Raw genomic sequence first — 22,966 nt, 5'->3', positions numbered from 1 at the left:
AAAGCAAGCGACACTTTTTTAGCTTTAAAAAATATGTATATAGAGGCATATAAAGATCAGTACAACTCTTTGAGTTTACGAGTCAGGGTATTTCTTCCCCATCCTAAAACTTTCGCTGCATCTTGTTTATGGCCATTAGTATGGTTGAGTGCGGCCTCTAATAATATACGTTCAAACTCGGGTAGAGCATAAGTCAGCAGCTCTTTTTCGCCGGAATCAAGCGCACTCTTGGCCCAATTAGCCAGCAGTTGTTGCCAATTACCATCAGTACCTTCGCTGATCACAACCTTCTCTTCCAACAACTCAGGAGGCAGATCCGAAGGAAGTATTTCACTACCACTTGCCATTACTGTTAACCAACGACAAATGTTCTCAAGCTGACGCACGTTACCCGGCCAATTGAGCTGATTGAGCTTCAGAATGGTCTCTGGGTGTAGTGTCTTCACTTCTACACCAAGCTCTTCAGCGGCTGATGCTAGGAAGTGGTGAGTCAGCTTTTCAATGTCCTGTTTACGTTCGCGCAGTGCCGGAATATGGATTCGGATAACGTTGAGTCGATGGAAAAGGTCTTCACGGAAACCACCGTCATGTACTAAGCGCTCAAGATCTTGGTGGGTTGCGGCAACGATACGAACATCGACCTTAACCGCAGAATGTCCACCTACGCGATAAAACTGGCCATCAGACAGCACGCGCAGTAGTCGAGTCTGAATATCGAGTGGCATGTCGCCAATCTCATCAAGAAACAGAGTACCCCCGTTGGCTTGTTCAAAACGCCCTTGGCGAACGCTGTTGGCTCCAGTAAAGGCTCCTTTCTCATGGCCAAACAGCTCTGACTCGATGAGATCTTTGGGAATGGCTGCCATGTTCAGGGCGATAAAGGGCTTTTTCGCTCTAGGGCTGTGACGATGTAAGGCGTGTGCGACTAGTTCTTTACCTGTACCTGATTCACCATTGATCAGTACGGAAATGGATGACCGAGACAAACGACCAATGGCGCGGAAGACTTCCTGCATCGCAGGCGCTTCGCCAATGATTTCTGGCGCGTTGGTGTCTTCGGCTACTTCGCTGGCTTGTTCTCGCTTTTGCTCTTGGCTGTGGGCGATTGCTCGCTCTACTAAAGTCAGTGTCTCATCGATATCAAACGGCTTAGGCAGATACTCAAAAGCGCCTTTTTGATAAGCATTGACCGCCGCATCAAGGTCTGAGTGCGCGGTCATAATGATCACTGGCAGGTCGGGAGAGCGTTGATGAACCTGATGCAAAAGCTCAATACCGTCAATGCCGGGCATGCGAATATCAGATACCAATACATCTGGCGTCTCGCGCTCAAGAGCAAGTAATACGCTCTCTGCATCAGCAAATGTTTCACACTTTATATCCGCAGATGAAAGTGTTTTCTCTACTACCCAGCGGATAGAGCTGTCGTCATCGACGACCCAAACGTATCCTTTACTCATAATTCAATTCCTTTGCAGCCAAATCTATTGTGATAATCATTGTTGTTTTTATTGTTCGGTATTCAGTGTTGCTAATGAAACGTTGTTTCCAGTGGGAGACCCAGCTTTGCTTATATCGGCAAATAAATCGTGAATGTGGTGTTGCCCGGCCAGCTTTCAACATCAATTTTCCCATTGTGTTGATCGATCAGGTTTTGAGATATCGATAGCCCTAGCCCTGTACCTCCTTCTCGTCCGCTGACCATTGGGTAAAACAGGGTGTCTTTCAATTCATCGGGGATACCCGGGCCGTTGTCGCAGATCTCAATGCGAGCGGCGAGTTTGTGTCGCTGACCATGAATGTTTGCTTGATGCACCGTTCTGGTGCGAATGGTGATTTTCCCTGATTCTTGAGCCTTCAGAATCTGAGCTGCGTTGCTCACTATGTTGAGCATGGCTTGTTCTACCTGTGCTGAATCCATCAAGATGTCCGGTAGGCTCGGGTCGTAGTCTCGTTCGATGATGAGTGTTGAGCCTGATTCTAGCTCGACGAGTTGCCTTACTTTTTCAAGTATTTGGTGAAGGTTCTCTTCCGATTTGGTCCCCGGTTTCTGTGGGCCAAGCAGGCGATCGACCAAAGCTCTCAGGCGGTCGGCTTGCTCAATAATGATCTGCGTATATTCATTAAGGGACTGATCAGGGAGCATTTTACCAAGTAGCTGCGCGGCTCCTCTTAATCCGCCCAATGGATTCTTAATCTCATGGGCTAATCCGCGCACCAATAGTTTAGCCGCTTGTTGTTGTGCGTGTTGGTTGAGCTCTTGGCTGAGGCGTCTTTGTTGGTCTATCTTGCGCATCTCAACCAATAACAGCGTTTCTCGCTGCCAAGAGATTGGGCTCACTGTTACCTCAAGCATTAGTGGGCGGTTATCAACCACAAAGGTAACGTCACTGTCGGTAATGCTCTGGCCACTTTGTAGCGGTTGAGTCAACAGCGCTAAATCCAGTGAGGCGTGCTGGATAAGTTGGCTCAGAGGGTGATCAACGATACGTCGTGCACTTTGCGAAAAGAGTTGTTCAGCCGCCGGGTTGGCGTATCGGACATACAGTTGCTCATCGAGCATCAATGTTGAGGTCACCATATTGTCGAGAATGGCGCTGGAAAGATGATGTGTATCTATGCTGTCGCTTTTGGCTGATCGATTCACTATTTCGTCCTTGAACTGGTGTTTTTCTCACTGCACCAAATTGGTGCGAAGCTAAGTTCAAGTATGGCGCATATCAACCAGAAGCTAAAGATAATTCATTAGAGTCGCTGAAAGCTGCTTCGATCAGGTGAAAAGTAGAGGTAATTTGGCCTCTTTTAACACATTGGCTTACTTGAGCGTCGCTCGATGTAAATACACGGTGACTGGACTAGTAGATGCAATAAGCTTGCCGCTTCTATGTGCTTGAATTGCAATGGTGTGAGTGCCTCGTTCGATACCTTTCAATTCCCAATTAGGTTGGGTTTGTGGAGCGCCATAACGACGACCATCGAGCATCAGTTGCAACTGCTCTCCAATACCAAGCTTGCGGTTGAGTTTTATTTTTATTGGGATTAAGCCACGGTTGCTGCGGATGGTTTGATCATGAACTGGAGTCAGCATGCTGAGGGCTAACTGAGCGGGTACCTCTCGTTTCGTGTTATCTGTTTTTTTCTGAGCTTGAGCCGGTGTTGCCGTTTTACTTGTAGAGGGATCTGCAGCGTCAACAGGCGTTGAAGCCTCAAATTTAGGGGCTGGTGCGGAAGCTTGTACGTCAGGTAGGCGAAGAGCCTCCGCACCTTGATCGGTAGGGGTATCACTAAAGTGAAGCACACCATCCTCATCTTCCCAGGTGTACACCGTTTGAGCAGAGCACGAGAATGCGACTGTTAATCCGATTAGGAACAGTATGTTTTTCATATCGTTAGCCTCTTTCCACCGTTAGGTGTTTTCACGTTTGACGTTAGTTTTGTTATTGATTTTATTGTATTTATAGCAACAGCCTCTGAGGGCTTTTGTTTAAGATATGGTACGAGGAAGCAGGGGGAGGGAGAATAGAAAAAAGGCCCGCCTGCGAGGCGAGCCTAATATTTTTTAGTGCTTCTTACATGTTGCAATAGCTTTTACTGCAGTAAGAATTACATGCTAACCGACGGAGGATTAAACTGAGTAGTACAGTTCAAACTCAAGTGGGTGTGTAGCCATGTTCACGCGCTGTACATCGTCAGATTTCAGAGTGATGTAAGAATCGATGAAGTCGTCAGAGAATACGCCACCAGCAGTTAGGAACTCACGGTCTTCGTTAAGTGCTGCTAGAGCACCTTGTAGAGATTCTGCAACTGTTGGGATTTCAGCTGCTTCTTCTGCAGGAAGGTCGTATAGATCTTTATCCATAGCTTCGCCAGGGTGGATCTTGTTCTTAATACCGTCAAGGCCAGCCATAAGCATTGCTGAGTAGCATAGGTATGGGTTAGCTGCTGGGTCACCAAAACGTAGCTCGATACGACGTGCTTTCGGGCTTGGTACTACTGGGATACGGATAGAAGCAGAACGGTTACGTGCTGAGTAAGCAAGCATTACAGGTGCTTCGAAACCAGGTACAAGACGCTTGTATGAGTTCGTTGATGGGTTAGCAAATGCGTTGATTGCGCGAGCGTGCTTGATTACACCACCGATGTAGTAAAGAGCCATTTCAGATAGGCCGCCGTACTTATCACCAGCAAACAAGTTTTGTCCATCTTTGTTCAATGACATGTGAACGTGCATGCCAGAACCGTTGTCACCAACTAGTGGCTTAGGCATGAATGTCGCTGTTTTGCCAAATGCGTGCGCAACGTTGTGTACAACGTACTTGTAGATTTGAGTCTCATCCGCTTTTGTTGTTAGCGTGTTGAAGCGAGTTGCGATTTCGTTTTGACCCGCAGTTGCAACTTCGTGGTGGTGAGCTTCAACAACTAGGCCCATCTCTTCCATTACTAGACACATTGCTGAACGGATATCTTGAGATGAATCGACAGGAGCTACTGGGAAGTAACCGCCTTTAACGCCAGGACGGTGACCTTTGTTACCGCCTTCGATGTCAGAGCCTGTGTTCCAAGCTGCTTCTACATCATCAATTTTGAAGAAAGAACCAGACATGTCGTTTGAGAACTTAACGTCATCGAATAGGAAGAATTCTGGCTCTGGACCCACTAGAACTGTGTCTGCGATACCCGTAGAACGTAGGTATTCTTCAGAACGTTTAGCGATAGAGCGTGGGTCACGGTCGTAGCCTTGCATTGTTGCAGGCTCAAGGATGTCACAACGGATGTTTAGCGTTGCATCTTCTGTGAATGGGTCCAGTACAGCAGAAGCTGCGTCTGGCATCATTACCATGTCAGATTCATTAATGCCTTTCCAACCAGCTACTGAAGAGCCGTCAAACATTTTGCCTTCTTCGAAGAAGTCTGCATCAACTTGGTGAGAAGGAATAGAGATGTGCTGCTCTTTACCTTTTGTATCAGTAAAACGTAAGTCGATAAATTTAACTTCGTTCTCTTGGATCAGGGATAGTACATTTTCTACTGACATCTTGGATAACCTCCAGTGTTATTAATTCGGTATTAGCTCGATTCGGTTGAAACCAGCATTGATTAATGTCTATACGTGCATTAATCGATGCTGATTTATCTATAGCCAAAAACGTGCCAAAAAAATTATTCCATTAATTTCAATGATTTACTTGTTTTCTTGATTTGCGAACTCTGACTTTTGCACCAAAATGATCTTTGATTGCACGATATTGGTGCAATTATTTATCTGTGCACCAATATGAGACATAAGCGAACACCATTCAGCAATGAATTGCCTAAGTTGTCAATCCACTTTTGTTATTTTACCGGAGATTTGGTTGCCCACTTAGCGGGTGATATTTTTCGATAACCCTACGAATTAGTCGACTAGACACTGTACGGAACCAAAGTTAAGCGGATATGAATCGCTAATAAAGAAAAAAGCCTTGGTTCAGATCACATATTTCTGGGTTTTTGTCTAGAATCTGGTATATTATTGACCGTTTTTTAAATCAAGCTAGCGGTTATTATCCAAACTTTTGAGATAAGTGACGGCTACTTTTATGAGTGAATCGAGAATCCATGTCTACTCCACAGATTGATAAGTTAAGAAATATCGCGATCATCGCGCACGTTGACCACGGTAAAACGACTTTGGTTGATAAACTACTACAACAGTCAGGCACTCTTGAGTCTCGTGGTGAAGCTGAAGAGCGTGTCATGGATTCGAATGACATCGAAAAAGAGCGTGGCATTACAATCCTTGCTAAGAACACAGCAATCAACTGGAATGATTACCGCATCAACATCGTAGATACTCCGGGACACGCGGACTTCGGTGGTGAAGTTGAGCGTATCATGTCTATGGTTGATTCTGTTCTGCTTATCGTTGACGCAGTTGATGGCCCAATGCCTCAAACTCGTTTCGTAACGCAAAAAGCATTCGCACACGGTCTTAAGCCAATCGTTGTAATCAACAAGATTGACCGCCCAGGCGCTCGTCCTGATTGGGTTATGGATCAAGTATTCGACCTTTTCGACAACCTAGGTGCTACAGATGAGCAACTAGACTTCACCGTTGTTTACGCTTCAGCGCTAAACGGTTGGGCAACAATGACTGAAGGCGAAACTGGCGAGAACATGGAACCATTGTTCCAAGCTGTTGTTGATACAGTAGAAGCACCAGCAGTTGACCTTGACGGTCCACTACAAATGCAAATTTCGCAACTTGATTACAGCTCTTACGTAGGTGTTATCGGTGTTGCTCGTGTTACTCGTGGTTCTGTTAAGCCAAACCAACAAGTAACTATCGTGAATGCTGAAGGCAAAAAACGTAACGGTAAAGTAGGTACTGTACTTGGTTACCTAGGCCTTGAGCGTCACGAAGTAGAACAAGCTAACGCTGGCGACATCATTGCAATCACAGGTCTTGGTGAGCTGAAAATTTCAGACACTATCTGTGACGTAAACACTGTTGAAGCAATGGAACCTCTATCTGTTGATGAACCAACAGTAACAATGACTTTCCAAGTAAACACTTCTCCGTTCGCGGGTAAAGAAGGTAAGTTTGTAACTTCACGTAACATCCTTGAGCGTCTTGAAAAAGAATTGGTTCATAACGTTGCACTACGTGTTGAAGAAACTGAAAGTCCAGACCGTTTCCGCGTATCAGGCCGTGGTGAACTTCACCTTTCTATCCTGATCGAAAACATGCGTCGTGAAGGTTTCGAGCTAGCAGTATCTCGTCCAGAAGTAATCATCAAAGAAGAAGATGGTCAGAAAATGGAACCGTTCGAAACGGTTACTATCGATGTAGTTGAAGAGCACCAAGGTGCGATCATGGAAAGCATCGGTCTACGTAAGGGTGAGCTAACAGATATGGCACCAGATGGTAAAGGCCGTGTTCGCATGGACTTCATGATGCCTTCTCGTGGTCTTATCGGTTTCCAAACTGAATTCCTTACAATGACGTCTGGTTCTGGTCTTATTTACCACTCGTTCGATCACTACGGTCCTTACAAAGGCGGTATCATTGGTCAACGTAACAACGGTGTTCTAATCTCGAACGCGACTGGTAAAGCACTGACTTACGCATTGTTCTTCCTTCAAGCTCGTGGTCGTCTATTTACAGAGCACGCTGATGAAGTTTATGAAGGTCAAGTAATCGGTATTCACAACCGTTCAAACGACCTGACAGTAAACTGTCTGAAAGGTAAGCAACTAACGAACGTTCGTGCATCTGGTACTGATGAAGCACAAGTTCTTTCTCCACCGATCAAGCACACTCTAGAGCAAGCTCTTGAGTTTATCGATGAAGATGAACTAGTAGAAGTAACGCCACTAAACGTACGTATCCGTAAGAAGCTTCTTACTGAAAACGAACGTAAGCGTGCAGCACGTCCAGCTAAGGCTTAATTGCCAGTTGACTAGCTTCTAGCTATTCAAGCAATACGTTTTAGAATAAATAAGAAAGCCCCGTGTAGCCTAGCTGCTCGGGGCTTTTGTTTTATATGGTGTTGGAGTAGATACGGGTAAACGAGATGCAGGATACGAAGGGCGTTCAAGTATTCGTCATCCTCAAGAGGGAGCAACGACCGAGTTGGGGATCTAGCTTTTGATACCTAAGTAACGCTCAACGAATTGAAGCCGCTCATCGACTGATATAAATGGCACTTCGATCACCTCATAACCTAGCTCTTGATAGACTCTGACTAGCGCGTGATGAATCTCTAACGCTTCCTTAAACGGATAAGGTCTCACATCATCTTGTACATAAATTGAAGCCTCAGGGCGACAGAACAGTACTTGGGGGTAATAACCTTGGCTCGCTTCTCGGTAGGTTGTGTTTATCTCTAGTTTCGCCTGAGCCAAATAGCCACAAATGTCTGGAATGGCGCGATCAAGAAAAGCAATTTGGTGCTGCTTCGCTTGCTCTTTTTGCTCGCTCATCACGTCTAAGCACAAGTAAGCAAATCCCGGTAGGTCTAACCAAGGTAAAATACCGTTCTCAAGTTGGCTCTGTTGTTCTATCAATTGGCGAGAGGATTCTACAAATATTGGGTAACCCGCATTACCCAAGGCATTGATCAGTGTTGTCTTCCCGGCTCCGGGGCCTCCAGTGATAATGATTGGCTTCATTGTGTTCTGTCTCTGAAACGTTATTTTTGGTTGAGTTGTGCTAAGAACTTATCCGACTCAGCTATCGCAGCATTCATCTGTTCTATCGCGTAGGCGATGTCTTTTTCTAAGCTCATAAACTCTCCCTGCAATGAACCAACGGCACTCGCATTGAGATTGTGTTTGAGATAAAGCGTGTTGTCGCGAAGAGTGTTGAGTACCGGATCCATTTTCTTCTCAGCCCGTTTCATCGCTGACAGCATGGTCTGGTAAGACGATTTGGTTTCACGCAGCTTTTTCTCACTTGAACGACGCAGTGAATCGCTGGTGTAAAGGTCCAACTCTCCCTGCCACTCTTCAAACAGCGCATCCGACACATCTTCAATCGCAGCAATTCGGTCACTGACATTTTGTGCGGCTTTCTCACTGTCTTGGTATTTATCATTAATCTTGTTGTACATGTCTTCAAGGTCGCCGCCACTAAAATTAGTCAGGCTACTCAAAGCTTCAAGTGCGCTAGTAAACTCTTCCTGAGCGTCCTGTTGCGACTCTTTAGCGTCTTTCACTCTGTCGACCATAATGTCACGCTTGTGGTAACCCACTTGCTCCATTGCGGAGTAATAAGCTGATTGGCATCCAGTAAGAGTAAAAATAGAGAGGACTATAACTATTAAATAAGGCATCCTAGTTTCCTATAGTTAGAGAATATCAATCGTAGTAAATAACTGTTCAACCTAGCTTGTTAAAATGCTCGATAACGGCGTTAGAATTTTTGATTGTAGAATGACTACTTATCGAAACTATTCTTTGCCGAGAAGGGCTTCCTTGTTCTCAAGCCTTTTTCCTACGCTATTTTCGAACATTTACTTACTGTGATTAATATAACGGAATATTAATTAGGACTATGAACGAGTTACCAGGGAGTTACAAGTTGAAGATAAAAAAGGCAGCTACAGGAAGCATCCAGTTTTCCCGTTATCTTCTTACGCGGATGACGCACGATAGAGTTAATGTGAATGCAGGGTACTTGGCGTACATTACTTTGCTCTCGATCGTACCGATGTTGACGGTTTTGCTCTCTATTTTGTCGTCATTTTCAGTTTTTGCTGATGTTGGTTTAGTGATTCAAAACTTCGTTATTACCAACTTTGTTCCCGCTTCCGGGGATGCGGTGCATGGTGCTTTACTGGAGTTTGTTGCTAATACCGGCAAGATGACGGCGGTGGGCAGCGTGTTCTTGTTCATTGCCGCTCTGATGCTGATCTCTAATATTGATAAAAACCTAAACTACATCTGGCGAGTAACGGAAAAGCGACGTGCTGTGTTGTCTTTTTCGATGTATTGGATGGTGCTAACTCTTGGGCCTATTTTGATCGGAGCGAGCATTGCTGCAACGTCGTATGTGACATCATTAAACTTGTTACAAAACGAAGTCGTGTCGAGTGCTTTTAATACCGTGATTCGCAAGCTCCCTTTGATTACCTCATTCTTTGCGTTTTTCGGTCTGTATCTGTTGGTTCCCAACAAAAAGATTCACTTTTCTCATGCGGCAGCTGGCTCTCTAGTGGCGGCTCTGTTGTTCGAACTCAGCAAGAAAGGCTTTGCAGCTTACATTACTCAGTTTCCGTCTTACCAGTTGATTTATGGCGCATTAGCGGCGATTCCCATTCTTTTTGTTTGGGTCTATTTGTGCTGGTTGATTGTGTTAGTGGGTGCTGAAGTGACGGCCGCGTTGGGCGAGCAGGAACAGTGGAGTGACTCTCAAGAAATGGTACACTCGTCGGATAAAGACAAAATTACAGAGCAAGGAAACAACAGTGATAGCACTGATCCAGAGAGTAAGTGAAGCTGCCGTCCGTGTTGATGGCGAAGTAGTGGGTGAGATTGAGCAAGGCTTATTAGTTCTGTTAGGTGTAGAAAAAGGTGATGACGAAGCCAAAGCCAAACGTTTGATGGAACGAGTGACCACTTATCGTGTCTTTGGAGATGAAGACGATAAAATGAACCTTAACGTGAAGCAGGTAGAAGGTAAGGTATTAGTGGTGTCTCAATTCACTTTGCCAGCTGACACCAAGAAAGGGACACGAGCTGGATTTTCTCGCGGTGCTCACCCAGAAGATGCAGAGCGTCTTTACAACTACTTCTCTGACCAATGTGAATCAGTGTTGCCAACGGAACGTGGCCGATTCGCAGCCGACATGAAAGTGTCTTTGGTTAATGATGGCCCAGTGACATTCTGGCTGCAGGTTTAGGCTTAAAGGAATAAGCATGTTTAAACTCATAACCCCGACCACCGAAAATCAACTGAACAAGTATTACCATTTTCGTTGGCAAATGCTCCGTGAACCTTGGCGAATGCCGGTCGGTTCAGAGCGCGATGAATATGACCCAATGAGTCACCATCGCATGATTGTTGATGGTCGAGGTCGCCCGATGGCGATTGGTCGTCTCTATATCACCCCAGATCTAGAGGGGCAGATTCGCTATATGGCGGTGAAGAACTCTCGCCAAAGCAAAGGCATGGGCTCACTTATCTTGGTTGCGCTAGAGTCACTGGCACGTCAAGAAGGTGCGAAGCGTTTGGTGTGTAATGCTCGTGAAGATGCGATCTCATTCTATGAGAAGAATGAGTTTGAGCGTCGTGGTGAGATTAACGACCAACGCGGGCCTGTGCGTCACCAACAGATGGTAAAACCTCTTGATCCAATGGCTGATGTACTGCGCAAACCAGAATGGTGTAATGAGCTTCAGCAGCGCTGGGAGCATCAGATCCCGATCAGTGACAAGATGGGCATTAAGATCAACCAATACACTGGTTATCAGTTTGAATGTAGCGCTCAGCTGAACCCAAACCTTAACCCTCATAACACTATGTTTGCTGGCTCAGCCTTTACTTTGGCGACCTTAACCGGTTGGGGTATGACTTGGTTACTAATGAAGGAGCGTGGGTTGACAGGTGATATCGTACTAGCAGATAGTAATATTCGTTACCGTCATCCAGTTGAGAAAAACCCAGTGGCATCCACGTCATTGGATGGGATCAGTGGCGATTTAGATCGCCTCGCGTCTGGAAGAAAAGCTCGTATCATCATTCACGTGACCATTAACAGTGGCGACGTGGAGGCGGTTGAGTTTACGGGAACCTATATGCTGATCCCTGACTACAAAAAGAGATTATCAACAGACTCCAACGTAAGCGTATAGCTGACAATGGCTAGCAGATAAAGATACAGATAGAAGGCGCTACTCTTGTGGAGTGGCGCTTTTTTGTTGGCAGTCGTTAATCTCGGAATACTCAGCTTGGGTGAGCTTTCCTGATATTTGGTGGCATGGGTCGGATAGTGAAATAGAGAGAGTGTGTTGCTCGGTTTTTAGCAAGTCGAGCTCTCCAGAAATTTCGCCATTTAACGTTTGAATCCTTTGTTCGCTTTGCTCTGCTGCCGATGCACCAATAATGTGCACTGGTTCAAGTGTGAAGCGTCCACGGTCAAAATTCGCATTGAGCTCTGGGATTTCAAATACGTTATCAGTCGATGTTTCAGAAAGCTTATCATTAAAGGTCATCACACCTTGGCGAACGCTACCAGTGAGTTGACCTGTTGTGGAATAGCCGAGCATTAATGAATCGCCATATAAACCCGCAGCTTGAAGTTCAAATTCGCCATAACCGGTTGCGTCGAGCGGTAGTTCAAGTTGCTGTAACATGGGTGCTATCGGTAATCCATCGGCAGAGATCTCTAAGCTCCATGGCTTACTGATTTTGTTGAAGTCGAGTGTTGCGTTGGCTTCAATATAGCCGTGCTTTAGTGGCATAAACAGGCGTGTCAGCGTCCATTTTCCTTGCTCGCTATTCATCTCAACCACCGGCTGTGCGCTAATAATGTTTTGATAGCTGGCATCATTCGCGCTGGCCATCAGCTTTCCTTGCCACAGACCTAGCTTTCTATCCTGTAAAAGTTGAACTTGATACCCCTCGATATGTAATCCTGAGACCTGCCAGTAAGGCTTTTGTGCAAGTTGGATAAGTTGGTTGCGTTCTATGTTAATTCGGCTAATTTCGACATTCTGGAGCTGCGTGAGCCAAGGTATCAAGCGAGTGGCGGGTAGAGGGCTATCTTGGCTTTCCGTAATCCACTTTATACCTTGCAGGTCGAGCTGTGCTAATAGAATGCTGTTAGGGGTTACTTTGCCATTAAGTTGAACAGTGCCCTGTAGGAATTGAGTATAGAAGTCTTCAATCAGAATCTGGTTCGGATCTAAATTGAGCTTGATACTTGGCTCTATGAACATGTCATCATCAATGCTCACTCCCTCTGCTTGCAGAGAGAAAATGGCTCTCTGTTGCTTCCACAGCTCAAAAGGCAGTTGGATATTTTCTAACGAGGCATCAAAAGCTGCGAGGTGGCCATCTTGCCACTCTACATCGCTACGCAGAATATCTAAGCTATTGATGTGATTGATCTGAATACCTGCCACATCCCATTCTTTGCTTAGTAGGCTTTGGGTCTGTTTCTGATTGAGTCGCAAGCCATCGACGGTCACATTCACCAACGACCAATCTTGCTGATACTGCTCTGCTTGACCAGAAATTTTGGCACCACGCCAGTCAAACGAAGCGCCATACAGGGTGCTATCACTTGGTTTAAGATCTAGGTCAATCAACAGGTTATCGAACGCTTCGCCTTGCCAATACAGCTGTGAGGCAGAAAGTTGGGTTTTTCCATAAGGTAGAAGTGAGTTGTCGTTGTTCCACGTTGGGTCGGAGATCTGAAGGTCGATGCCTCGCGCGTTAAAGTCTGGGGTTGAAAAGTCGAGATTGTTGATGGCCAGCTGGTGGATCTTAATGCTTGGCTGGGTAAATAAAGAGGTGAGCGTTTCTAGGTCGTCGGCTTCTAACTGTAGGCCACTGATCAAAACAGATTCAAAGACCAGTTTGGCCTCCGTAATCGAGCTGGAGCTGAACCAAAGGTCAATCTTGTCGATATACAGCGGTGTTTGTTTTTCAGGTTGGCTTTGGGTAATGCCCATTAAGGTGATGTGATAAGGCGACTGGTACTCAACATCTTCAATGAGCACAGGTTGTTCAATCGCATGTTTGATAAAAAAGTTAGTAATATCCGTACGGTATTGGGTTTGCAGGCTTAATAGCAATGCTGCGATAGTTGCAACGGCGATAGCCAACGCAATGCCGAACACCATGAATACCTTTTTCATTCCCTGAAAGCCTTAAATTTCAATCGTCTTAAAACAGAGTGGAACAAAAAGGGTCAAGCATCAACAAAAAAGCCCCTCAAAAGAGGGGCTTGCTACAAAAATATCATTTTAAATTGGGCGTTCGCTTTTGGCTTGGCCCGAGCAGATGATTGGGTTAGTCCAGTTGAGGGCCAGCCGCAACCAGTGACTTACCTTCAGCGTTGTCTGTGTACTTATCAAAGTTGTTGATGAAGCGCTCTGCTAGATCTTTCGCTTTGCTTTCCCATTGTAGAGGGTCAGTGTACGTGTCACGTGGATCAAGAATCGCTGGGTCAACATCGTGCAACGCTAGTGGTACTTCTAGGTTAAACATAGGGATAACCTTAGTCTCAGCTTGGTCGATTGAGCCATCTAGGATAGCGTCGATGATGCCACGAGTATCTTGGATTGAGATACGTTTGCCAGTGCCATTCCAACCAGTGTTCACAAGGTAAGCTTCAGCGCCAGCTGCTTCCATACGCTTCACAAGTACTTCAGCGTACTGAGTTGGATGAAGAGTTAGGAATGCCGCCCCAAATGCCGCAGAGAACGTTGGTGTTGGTTCAGTAATACCACGCTCTGTACCTGCTAGTTTCGCAGTGAAGCCAGATAGGAAGTGGTACTTCGTTTGCTCTGGAGTCAGTTTAGAAACAGGTGGTAACACACCAAATGCATCAGCAGTCAGGAAGATAACCTTTTGAGCGTGACCGGCTTTTGATACTGGCTTAACGATGTTGTCGATATGGTGAATCGGGTAAGAAACACGAGTGTTCTCGGTTTTTGAGCCGTCATCAAAATCGATAGAACCATCGCCACGAACCGTTACGTTTTCTAGTAGCGCATCGCGACGGATTGCATTGTAGATTTCAGGTTCTGCTTCTTTAGATAGGCGAATGGTCTTGGCGTAACAACCACCTTCGAAATTGAAGATACCATCGTCATCCCAACCGTGCTCATCATCACCGATTAGCTCACGTTTAGGGTCGGTTGAAAGGGTTGTTTTACCTGTGCCTGATAGACCGAAGAAAATCGCCACATCGCCTTCTTCACCGACGTTAGCACTACAGTGCATTGAAGCAATGCCTTGCAGAGGAAGTAGGTAGTTCATCATTGCGAACATGCCTTTCTTCATTTCACCGCCGTACCAAGTACCACCGATGATTTGAACGCGCTCTGTTAGGTTGAAAGCAACGAAGTTTTCAGAGTTTAACCCCTGCTTTTCCCAGTTAGGGTTAGTTGTTTTAGCACCGTTCATTACCACGAAATCAGGTTCGAACGTTGCTAGCTCTTCGTCTGTTGGACGAATGAACATGTTCTTAACGAAGTGCGCTTGCCACGCTACTTCAGTGATAATACGTACACTTAAGCGCGTATCAGGGTTAGCACCACAGTAACCGTCAATGACAAACAGGCGCTTGCCAGATAGCTGAGTTGTCACAAGCTCTTTAAGCTCATCCCATACTTCAGTTGTAATCGGTTTGTTGTCGTTTTTGCCTTGATCTGACCACCACATGGTATCGCGCGTGGTGTCATCTTTAACAATGTACTTATCTTTTGGTGAGCGGCCAGTAAAGATACCAGTGTCAACCGCAACAGAGCCTAGTTCCGTTACTACGCCTTTTTCGTAGCCTTCCAAACCTGGCAGTGTCTCTTCAACGAATAACTGCTCGTAGCTAGGATTACGAAGAACTTCAGTAACGCCAGTCAGTCCGTGCTTAGTTAGATCAATTTGTGCAGCCTTAGTATGTTCCATAACGGTCATAGGTGCTCCTTGTAGGATATTTTGTAGGGATTTTGTATTAATTTTTTATTGTTATCTGCTCACCATGCTAGCAACGAGGCTCGGGGGAAACAGGGATATAGCTCAAAAAATATCCATATTAACCATGGGGTTTTAAGCGCCTCATCACATATTGGCCTGACTAGTCTATCCTGTACGCAAACCTTTGCGCTAGAGGAGAGAACATTATTAATTGATTAAAATTAAGAGGTGATTTTATTACGAGATGTTACGGAGTTTGCGATATTTTGATCACAAAAAAGGCCAGCGTAGTGCTGACCTTTTTGGGGTAAATTACGTGTTTTTGGTACGCCGTAAATTAATGAACCGTATTGCTGCCTTTATCTGCTGCTTCTGCATACAGAGCATCAACATCATTCTTGTCGAACGAGTAGTTTGTGCCACAGTAATCGCAGTGTAGAGCAACGCTGCCTTCAGTGCTAAGAATGTCGTAGATCTCTTCTTGAGCGACAGTAATGATAGCGGCACCGCTTCGGTCACGTGAACAACCACAGAAGAATTCAACCGGTTGTGGTGTAAACAGTTGTACTTTCTCTTGGTTGTACAAACGGTAAAGCAGTTCGTTTGCTTCTAGAGTGAATAGCTCTTCATTTTTAACTGTGTCAGTTAGCTGCTCTAGGTGCTCGAAGTCGTCTGGGGTACCAGTGCCGTCTGGCATCACTTGTAGCAACATACCAGCAGCGTGTGCTTTACCTTCATGCTCGCCCGTGCGCAACCATAGACGTGTCTTTAGCTGTTCAGAGTTTGCGAAATAACCTTCAAGGACTTCAGCTAAAGTGTCACCTTCAAGACCAACGATACCTTGGTAACGCTCACCTTTCTTAGGATCGATAGTGATCACTAGGTGACCTTTACCTATTAGATCGTGCAGGCCAGCGTCGTCGGCAATGTCGCCATCAAAGCGAGCAACGCCACGGATCTTCTGATCGTTATCGCCATTGATAACAGCTAGAGATACAGGGCCATCACCTTGCAGTTGCATCGTGATAGAGCCTTCAAACTTTAGAGTCGCTGTGAGTAGCGTCGTTGAAACCAGTAGCTCACCCAACAGCTTTTTTACTGGCGCTGGGTATTCCTTGCTAGAAATAATCTGTTGGTACGCTTCGTCCATCTGTACCAATTCACCACGAACTGATAGGTCTTCAAATAGGTAGCGATTTAAAACATTACTTGTAGACATTGGGTTGGCCATTTGGCTATTCCTTCTAGCTTATTGAGTCTTGAACTTGATGATGTCACGACGTTGCTTTTTATCTGGGCGACGTTCTGGTGCAGGGCTATGAGCATTCAGTTTACGTTGTGTTGCAAACTCTTCTCTCTTTGCCAAGCTCTCGGTGGTTTCTTCATAGAGGGTTTGAGCTATAGGAGCTCCACCACGATGGGCCGAGATTTTCTCGATTGTCACCGTCTTTTCTTCATTACCTTGGCGCAGGGTAATCACTGCTCCAAGTTCGACAATTTTACTTGGCTTGCTGCGCTGACCATTATAGTGGACTTTGCCACCATCGACCATATTGCGAGCAATAGACCGGGTTTTGTAAAAACGAGCTGCCCACAACCATTTATCGAGTCTGACAGCTTCATTAGTAGTTTTCATATAGGGCTGCGCCTTATTAAGTGAGAAATGAATGCGGTTTAACTGTAATGAACAGTGCGCAACATGCTTTTAATTACATTAAGTAGAAGCTTAAAGTGGAGGCGGTTGGCATTTTTTTCAAGTCATAATACAAAATAGCCATGTAATGCCGCTTTATAGATTTGCTATGATATAGTTCAGGATCTTATGCTTAAATAAGCTTGGTATCGAACGAATGAATAAAAAAGCTGAAAGTTTAATGATTTGCAGCATTTGTCGTCATGAAAAGGGGCAAGGAAAGTGAACTTTTTAGAGCTCAAGAATCGCGCAGGAAATTCTCCTGTGTTGAGCCGCTTATTAGAAAATGGATTTGTACTTCAGCAGAAACTAAGCCTAGCGATGTGTTGTATGTTGATTGCAGCTTCCGCATGGATTTTAGGACAGCTTGCATGGTTTATTGAACCTGCTGAGCAAACGGTTGTGCCTTGGAAAGCGTCTGTTTCATCTTCTTCTTCAGCACTTCAACCGACCCTTGATATCTCTTCTTTGCAGCGGAGCAACCTTTTTGGTGCCTATAACCCAACAACGCCAGTTGTGGTTGAACAGCAAGTTATCCAAGATGCGCCAAAGACACGATTAAATCTAGTTTTGGTCGGTGCTGTTGCCAGTTCTAATCCAAGACTGAGCTTAGCCGTGATCGCTAATCGCGGTACGCAGGCGACCTACGGAATTAATGAAGAGATAGAAGGCACTAGAGCTAAGCTTAAAGCCGTATTAGTCGACCGTGTGATTATTGATAACTCAGGTCGAGACGAAACCTTGATGCTTGAAGGTATTGAGTACAAGCGTTTAGCTGTCTCAGCCCCTGCGCCACCTCGCGCTTCTTCTTCGGTTCGTGGTAATAACCCTGCTTCAGCAGAACAGAAGCTAGATGAAATTAAAGCGAAGATAATGAAAGATCCGCAACAAATCTTCCAATATGTTCGACTGTCCCAGGTCAAGCGCGACGATAAAGTGATTGGTTATCGAGTGAGTCCAGGCAAAGATTCAGAACTTTTTAACTCAGTAGGGCTCCAAAACGGAGATATCGCGACTCAGTTAAATGGGCAAGACCTGACAGACCCCGCTGCTATGGGCAACATATTCCGTTCTATCTCAGAGCTGACAGAGCTAAATCTCGTCGTCGAGAGAGATGGTCAACAACATGAAGTGTTTATTGAATTTTAAAACTTTGCGTCTAACGAAGGACGAAAGTGTAGGAGAAGTACGTGAAGCATTGGTTTAAGAAAAGTGCATGGTTATTGGCAGGAAGCTTAATCTGCACACCCGCCGCCATCGCGAGTGATTTTAGTGCCAGCTTTAAAGGCACTGATATTCAAGAGTTTATTAATATTGTTGGTCGTAATCTAGAGAAGACGATCATCGTCGACCCTTCGGTGCGCGGAAAAATCGATGTACGCAGCTACGACGTACTCAATGAAGAGCAATATTACAGCTTCTTCTTAAACGTATTAGAAGTGTACGGCTATGCAGTCGTTGAAATGGACTCGGGTGTTCTTAAGATCATCAAAGCGAAAGATTCTAAAACCTCGGCAATCCCAGTTGTTGGCGACCGTGATTCGATCACAGGCGACAGCGTTGTGACACGTGTTGTGACGGTTCGTAATGTCTCGGTTCGTGAGCTATCTCCTCTGCTTCGTCAACTGAATGACAACGCGGGCGCGGGCAACGTGGTGCACTACGATCCTGCAAATATCATCTTGATTACCGGCCGTGCGGCGGTTGTAAACCGTTTAGCAGAGATCATCAAGCGTGTAGACCAAGCGGGTGATAAAGAGATTGAGGTCGTTGAACTAAAGAATGCTTCCGCCGCGGAGATGGTGCGTATAGTCGATGCACTAAGTAAAACCACAGATGCTAAAAACACCCCTGCCTTCCTGCAGCCTAAATTAGTTGCCGATGAGCGTACCAATGCAATTCTTATCTCAGGCGACCCTAAAGTACGCAGTCGTTTAAGAAAGTTGATTGAACAGCTTGATGTTGAAATGGCGACTAAGGGTAACAACCAAGTTATCTACCTTAAATACGCAAAAGCGGAAGACTTAGTAGATGTGCTGAAAGGCGTGTCTGACAACCTGCAATCAGAGAAACAAACATCAACCAAAGGCAGTTCATCGCAGCGCAACCAAGTGATGATTTCGGCTCACAGCGATACTAACTCGTTGGTGATTACCGCACAGCCAGACATCATGAACGCGCTGCAAGACGTGATCGCTCAACTCGATATCCGTCGTGCCCAAGTTTTGATTGAAGCCTTAATTGTTGAAATGGCTGAAGGTGACGGCGTTAACCTGGGTGTGCAGTGGGGCAACCTAGAAACGGGTGCCATGATTCAGTACAGCAATACCGGTGCATCGATTGGCGGTGTGATGGTGGGACTAGAGGAAGCAAAAGACTCGACAACCACTAAAGCGGTTTACGATAAGGATAACAACTTCCTACGTAATGAAACCACGACTGAAAAGGGTGACTATTCAACTTTGGCTTCTGCACTTTCTGGTGTTAATGGCGCTGCAATGAGTGTCGTTATGGGTGACTGGACTGCCTTAATCAGTGCGGTCGCGACCGACTCAAACTCAAACATTCTGTCTTCTCCAAGTATCACGGTGATGGATAACGGCGAAGCGTCGTTTATCGTTGGTGAAGAGGTGCCCGTTCTAACCGGTTCTACAGCAGGTTCAAGCAACGATAATCCATTCCAAACGGTTGAACGTAAAGAAGTGGGTATTAAGCTAAAAGTCGTGCCGCAAATCAATGAAGGTGACTCGGTTCAACTGCAAATAGAACAAGAAGTATCGAACGTATTAGGGGCAAACGGGGCAGTAGATGTTCGTTTTGCTAAGCGTCAGCTAAATACGTCAGTGATTGTTCAAGATGGTCAAATGCTGGTGTTGGGTGGCTTGATTGACGAGCGCGCACTGGAGAGTGAGTCTAAGGTCCCATTCTTAGGTGATATTCCTGTTCTTGGACACCTGTTCAAATCAACCAGTACTCAGGTTGAGAAAAAGAACCTAATGGTATTCATCAAGCCAACCATTATTCGTGATGGCATGACTGCAGATGGTATCACACAACGCAAATACAACTTTATTCGTGCTGAGCAGCTGTACAAGGCAGAGCAAGGCTTGAAACTGATGGATAACGATAATATTCCAGTACTTCCTAAGTTTGGCGATAGCATGAATCATCCTGCTGAAATCCAAGCCTTCATCGATCAAATGGAAGCAGAATAATGGCTGAATTGGTAGGGGCGGCACGTACTTATCAGCGCTTGCCGTTTAGCTTTGCGAATCGCTACAAGATGGTGTTGGAATATCAGCACCCGGAGCGCGCGCCAGTACTTTATTATGTTGAACCTCTGAAATCGGCGGCGATCATAGAAGTGAGTCGTGTTGTGAAAAATGGCTTCACGCCACAAGCGATCAGCGCAGACGAATTTGATAAAAAACTGACGGACGCGTATCAGCGTGACTCGTCGGAAGCTCGTCAGCTGATGGAAGACATTGGTGCCGACAATGACGACTTTTTCTCTCTGGCGGAAGAACTTCCACAAGACGAAGACTTGCTTGAATCAGAAGACGACGCACCGATCATCAAGTTAATTAATGCGATGTTGGGTGAGGCGATTAAAGAAGGCGCTTCGGATATTCATATCGAAACCTTCGAAAAGTCACTGTCGATCCGTTTCCGTATTGATGGTGTGCTGCGTGATGTGTTAGCACCAAGCCGTAAATTGGCTCCGCTGTTGGTTTCGCGTGTCAAGGTTATGGCTAAGCTGGATATTGCGGAAAAACGCGTGCCACAAGACGGTCGTATTTCTCTACGTATCGGTGGCCGAGCGGTTGATGTGCGTGTGTCTACCATGCCTTCTTCACACGGTGAACGTGTAGTAATGCGTCTGTTGGACAAAAACGCCACTCGCCTAGATCTACACAGTTTGGGTATGACGGCAGAGAACCACGAGAACTTTCGTAAACTTATTCAGCGTCCACACGGTATTATCTTGGTTACTGGTCCTACGGGGTCGGGTAAATCAACGACCTTGTACGCTGGCCTGCAAGAACTCAACAGTAACGAACGCAACATCCTTACCGTTGAAGACCCAATCGAATTTGATATTGATGGTATTGGTCAAACACAGGTAAACCCTAAGGTTGATATGACCTTTGCGCGCGGCTTACGTGCGATTCTTCGTCAAGATCCCGATGTGGTAATGATTGGTGAGATCCGTGATTTAGAGACTGCTGAGATCGCTGTTCAAGCCTCTTTGACGGGTCACTTAGTCATGTCGACTCTTCACACCAATACGGCAATCGGTGCGATCACGCGTCTGCGTGATATGGGCATTGAACCTTTCTTGATCTCTTCTTCTCTGCTGGGTGTTTTGGCTCAGCGCTTGGTTCGTACTCTGTGTAACGACTGTAAAGAACCTTACGAAGCAGATAAAGAACAGAAAAAGCTGTTTGGTATGAAGAAGAAAGAGAGCCTCACACTTTACCATGCAAAAGGTTGTGAAGAGTGTGGCCATAAAGGTTATCGAGGTCGTACCGGTATTCATGAGCTACTGATGATTGACGATTCGGTACAAGAGCTGATTCACAGTGAAGCTGGAGAACAGGCAATTGAGAAAGCGATTCGTGGCACAACCCCAAGTATTCGAGATGATGGCTTGAGCAAAGTTCTGAAAGGGGTAACGTCCTTAGAAGAAGTGATGCGAGTGACTAAGGAAGTCTAGTATGGCGGCATTTGAATACAAAGCGCTGGATGCCAAAGGTAAGAGCAAAAAGGGTTCGATTGAAGCGGATAATGCTCGTCAGGCTCGCCAACGTTTAAAAGAACAAGGTTTAATGCCGGTTGAGATGACCGAAGCTAAGGCGAAAAATGCGAAAGGTACTCAGCCTTCGACCAACTTTAAGCGTGGTATCAGTACGCCAGATCTTGCGTTGATTACTCGTCAAATATCCACGCTCGTTCAATCAGGCATGCCGCTAGAAGAGTGCTTGAAAGCGGTCGCTGAGCAGTCTGAAAAGCCACGTATTCGAACTATGCTATTGGCGGTTCGCTCTAAGGTTACCGAAGGCTACTCATTAGCCGATAGCCTGTCTGATTACCCGCATATCTTCGATGAGCTGTTTAGGGCCATGGTTGCGGCGGGTGAGAAGTCTGGTCACTTAGATGCGGTATTGGAGCGACTGGCCGATTATGCAGAAAATCGTCAGAAGATGCGCTCTAAGCTGCTACAAGCGATGATCTACCCTGTGGTGCTGGTGGTGTTTGCGGTGACGATTGTTTCGTTCCTGTTGGCAACCGTGGTACCTAAGATCGTCGAGCCTATTATCCAAATGGGCCAAGAGCTTCCTCAGTCGACACAATTTTTATTAGCCTCGAGTGAATTTATCCAGAATTGGGGCATCCAATTACTGTTGTTGATCATTGGTGTGATTGTGTTGATTAAGAGCGCGCTCAAAAAGCCGGGTGTTCGCATGAGCTGGGATCGCAAACTATTGAGTATTCCGCTGATCGGCAAGATTGCGAAAGGGATCAATACCTCTCGTTTTGCACGAACACTCTCAATTTGTACCTCGAGTGCGATTCCAATCCTTGAAGGGATGAAGGTCGCGGTTGATGTGATGTCGAATCAACATGTGAAACAGCAAGTATTACAGGCTTCAGACAGTGTTAGAGAAGGCGCAAGCTTACGTAAAGCGTTGGATCAAACCAAACTCTTTCCACCGATGATGCTGCATATGATCGCCAGTGGTGAGCAGAGTGGTCAGTTGGAACAGATGCTGACAAGAGCGGCAGACAACCAAGATCAAAGCTTTGAGTCGACGGTCAATATCGCGTTAGGCATTTTCACCCCAGCGCTTATCGCGTTGATGGCCGGTTTGGTGCTGTTTATCGTGATGGCGACGCTGATGCCGATGCTTGAAATGAACAATTTAATGAGTGGATAACGTACTGCTCATCAGGCGTTAGTTTTTGGATTATCGAGAAGAAGGGCATTATTACCTTCAACTCGCTATCTGTAATTTGGAGAAAATAATGAAAAATAAAATGAAAAAACAGTCAGGCTTTACTCTATTGGAAGTGATGGTTGTTGTGGTTATTCTTGGTGTTTTAGCTAGCTTTGTTGTTCCTAACCTTTTGGGTAACAAAGAGAA

Annotated in this window: 19 protein-coding genes; 9 read left to right on the top strand and 10 right to left on the bottom strand. The window is 45.7% G+C overall.

Features of this window, described 5'->3' with window-relative positions; all coding sequences use genetic code 11:
* Window positions 1–56: 56 nt before the first annotated feature.
* From glnG to glnA, 4 genes are all read right to left on the bottom strand, one after another.
* Window positions 57–1,460: a nitrogen regulation protein NR(I) gene (gene glnG / locus AB4232_RS02000; RefSeq protein ID WP_372085925.1), complete on the bottom strand. Its 1,404-nt coding sequence runs from the start codon at window positions 1,458–1,460 to the stop codon at window positions 57–59.
* 110 nt (window positions 1,461–1,570) lie between these two features.
* Window positions 1,571–2,647, bottom strand: coding sequence for a nitrogen regulation protein NR(II) (gene glnL, locus AB4232_RS01995; RefSeq protein ID WP_017099571.1), 1,077 nt, complete (start codon window positions 2,645–2,647; stop codon window positions 1,571–1,573).
* A 168-nt stretch (window positions 2,648–2,815) separates the two neighbouring features.
* Window positions 2,816–3,385 carry a DUF4124 domain-containing protein gene (locus AB4232_RS01990; protein WP_372085922.1) on the bottom strand — a complete coding sequence of 190 codons (570 nt, stop codon included), beginning with the start codon at window positions 3,383–3,385 and terminating at the stop codon, window positions 2,816–2,818.
* Window positions 3,386–3,625: 240 nt separating this feature from the next.
* Window positions 3,626–5,035 (bottom strand): glutamate--ammonia ligase, encoded by a 1,410-nt coding sequence (gene glnA / locus AB4232_RS01985; RefSeq protein WP_009848037.1) that lies wholly within the window; start codon window positions 5,033–5,035, stop codon window positions 3,626–3,628.
* A 563-nt stretch (window positions 5,036–5,598) separates the two neighbouring features.
* Here glnA and typA point away from each other — a divergent pair.
* A complete protein-coding gene (gene typA, locus AB4232_RS01980) occupies window positions 5,599–7,431 on the top strand; it encodes a translational GTPase TypA (RefSeq protein WP_009848036.1) in 1,833 nt (610 codons plus the stop codon).
* Window positions 7,432–7,623: 192 nt separating this feature from the next.
* Here typA and AB4232_RS01975 read toward each other — a convergent pair whose 3' ends face one another.
* Together AB4232_RS01975 and AB4232_RS01970 are read right to left on the bottom strand one after the other, a co-directional pair.
* Entirely contained in the window at window positions 7,624–8,154 is a 531-nt protein-coding gene (locus AB4232_RS01975) for an AAA family ATPase (RefSeq protein ID WP_372085920.1), read from the bottom strand.
* A gap of 20 nt (window positions 8,155–8,174) precedes the next feature.
* The gene (locus tag AB4232_RS01970) at window positions 8,175–8,816 is read right to left on the bottom strand and encodes a DUF2959 domain-containing protein (protein ID WP_372085917.1); all 642 of its coding nucleotides are present in this window, start codon (window positions 8,814–8,816) and stop codon (window positions 8,175–8,177) included.
* Window positions 8,817–9,037: 221 nt separating this feature from the next.
* On the opposite strand from AB4232_RS01970, the gene AB4232_RS01965 reads away from it, so the two are divergent.
* The 3 genes from AB4232_RS01965 to AB4232_RS01955 are packed head-to-tail and all read left to right on the top strand — an operon-like array spanning window position 9,038 to window position 11,337.
* Complete coding sequence (locus AB4232_RS01965; RefSeq protein WP_012603002.1) at window positions 9,038–9,979, top strand: virulence factor BrkB family protein; 942 nt, start codon at window positions 9,038–9,040, stop codon at window positions 9,977–9,979.
* Window positions 9,951–10,385 (top strand): D-aminoacyl-tRNA deacylase, encoded by a 435-nt coding sequence (gene dtd / locus AB4232_RS01960; RefSeq protein WP_004735590.1) that lies wholly within the window; start codon window positions 9,951–9,953, stop codon window positions 10,383–10,385. The genes AB4232_RS01965 and dtd overlap by 29 nt, the downstream gene beginning before the upstream one ends.
* A gap of 16 nt (window positions 10,386–10,401) precedes the next feature.
* Window positions 10,402–11,337, top strand: coding sequence for a YiiD C-terminal domain-containing protein (locus AB4232_RS01955; protein WP_372085915.1), 936 nt, complete (start codon window positions 10,402–10,404; stop codon window positions 11,335–11,337).
* Window positions 11,338–11,376: 39 nt separating this feature from the next.
* Here AB4232_RS01955 and AB4232_RS01950 read toward each other — a convergent pair whose 3' ends face one another.
* From AB4232_RS01950 to hslR, 4 genes are all read right to left on the bottom strand, one after another.
* Window positions 11,377–13,347, bottom strand: a complete 1,971-nt coding sequence (locus tag AB4232_RS01950) for an AsmA family protein (RefSeq protein WP_372085913.1) — start codon at window positions 13,345–13,347, stop codon at window positions 11,377–11,379.
* A 154-nt stretch (window positions 13,348–13,501) separates the two neighbouring features.
* Entirely contained in the window at window positions 13,502–15,127 is a 1,626-nt protein-coding gene (gene pckA, locus AB4232_RS01945; protein ID WP_009848030.1) for a phosphoenolpyruvate carboxykinase (ATP), read from the bottom strand.
* Between the two features lie 337 nt (window positions 15,128–15,464).
* Window positions 15,465–16,358, bottom strand: a complete 894-nt coding sequence (hslO, locus tag AB4232_RS01940) for an Hsp33 family molecular chaperone HslO (RefSeq protein ID WP_372085911.1) — start codon at window positions 16,356–16,358, stop codon at window positions 15,465–15,467.
* A gap of 18 nt (window positions 16,359–16,376) precedes the next feature.
* Complete coding sequence (hslR, locus tag AB4232_RS01935) at window positions 16,377–16,763, bottom strand: ribosome-associated heat shock protein Hsp15 (RefSeq protein ID WP_012603005.1); 387 nt, start codon at window positions 16,761–16,763, stop codon at window positions 16,377–16,379.
* 279 nt (window positions 16,764–17,042) lie between these two features.
* Between hslR and gspC the strand changes: the two genes are divergently transcribed.
* The 5 genes from gspC to AB4232_RS01910 form a co-directional block, all read left to right on the top strand.
* The gene (gspC, locus tag AB4232_RS01930; RefSeq protein ID WP_372085909.1) at window positions 17,043–17,969 is read left to right on the top strand and encodes a type II secretion system protein GspC; all 927 of its coding nucleotides are present in this window, start codon (window positions 17,043–17,045) and stop codon (window positions 17,967–17,969) included.
* Between the two features lie 41 nt (window positions 17,970–18,010).
* The gene (gene gspD / locus AB4232_RS01925) at window positions 18,011–20,035 is read left to right on the top strand and encodes a type II secretion system secretin GspD (RefSeq protein ID WP_009848026.1); all 2,025 of its coding nucleotides are present in this window, start codon (window positions 18,011–18,013) and stop codon (window positions 20,033–20,035) included.
* Window positions 20,035–21,537, top strand: a complete 1,503-nt coding sequence (gene gspE, locus AB4232_RS01920) for a type II secretion system ATPase GspE (RefSeq protein ID WP_009848025.1) — start codon at window positions 20,035–20,037, stop codon at window positions 21,535–21,537. The genes gspD and gspE overlap by 1 nt, the downstream gene beginning before the upstream one ends.
* A 1-nt stretch (window position 21,538) precedes the next feature.
* On the top strand, window positions 21,539–22,759 hold the full coding sequence (gene gspF / locus AB4232_RS01915; protein WP_371695153.1) for a type II secretion system inner membrane protein GspF: 1,221 nt from the start codon (window positions 21,539–21,541) through the stop codon (window positions 22,757–22,759).
* 88 nt (window positions 22,760–22,847) lie between these two features.
* Window positions 22,848–22,966: type II secretion system protein (locus AB4232_RS01910; RefSeq protein WP_372085939.1), on the top strand; the 119-nt coding region annotated here is incomplete at its 3' end.

Origin of the sequence: Vibrio sp. 10N.286.46.A8 (genome assembly GCF_041470165.1) — a bacterium.
Classification (GTDB): Bacteria; Pseudomonadota; Gammaproteobacteria; order Enterobacterales; family Vibrionaceae; genus Vibrio; species Vibrio tasmaniensis_A.
Note: the sequence above shows the minus strand (reverse complement) of the source record. Positions and strands in the feature narration are given on the sequence as shown.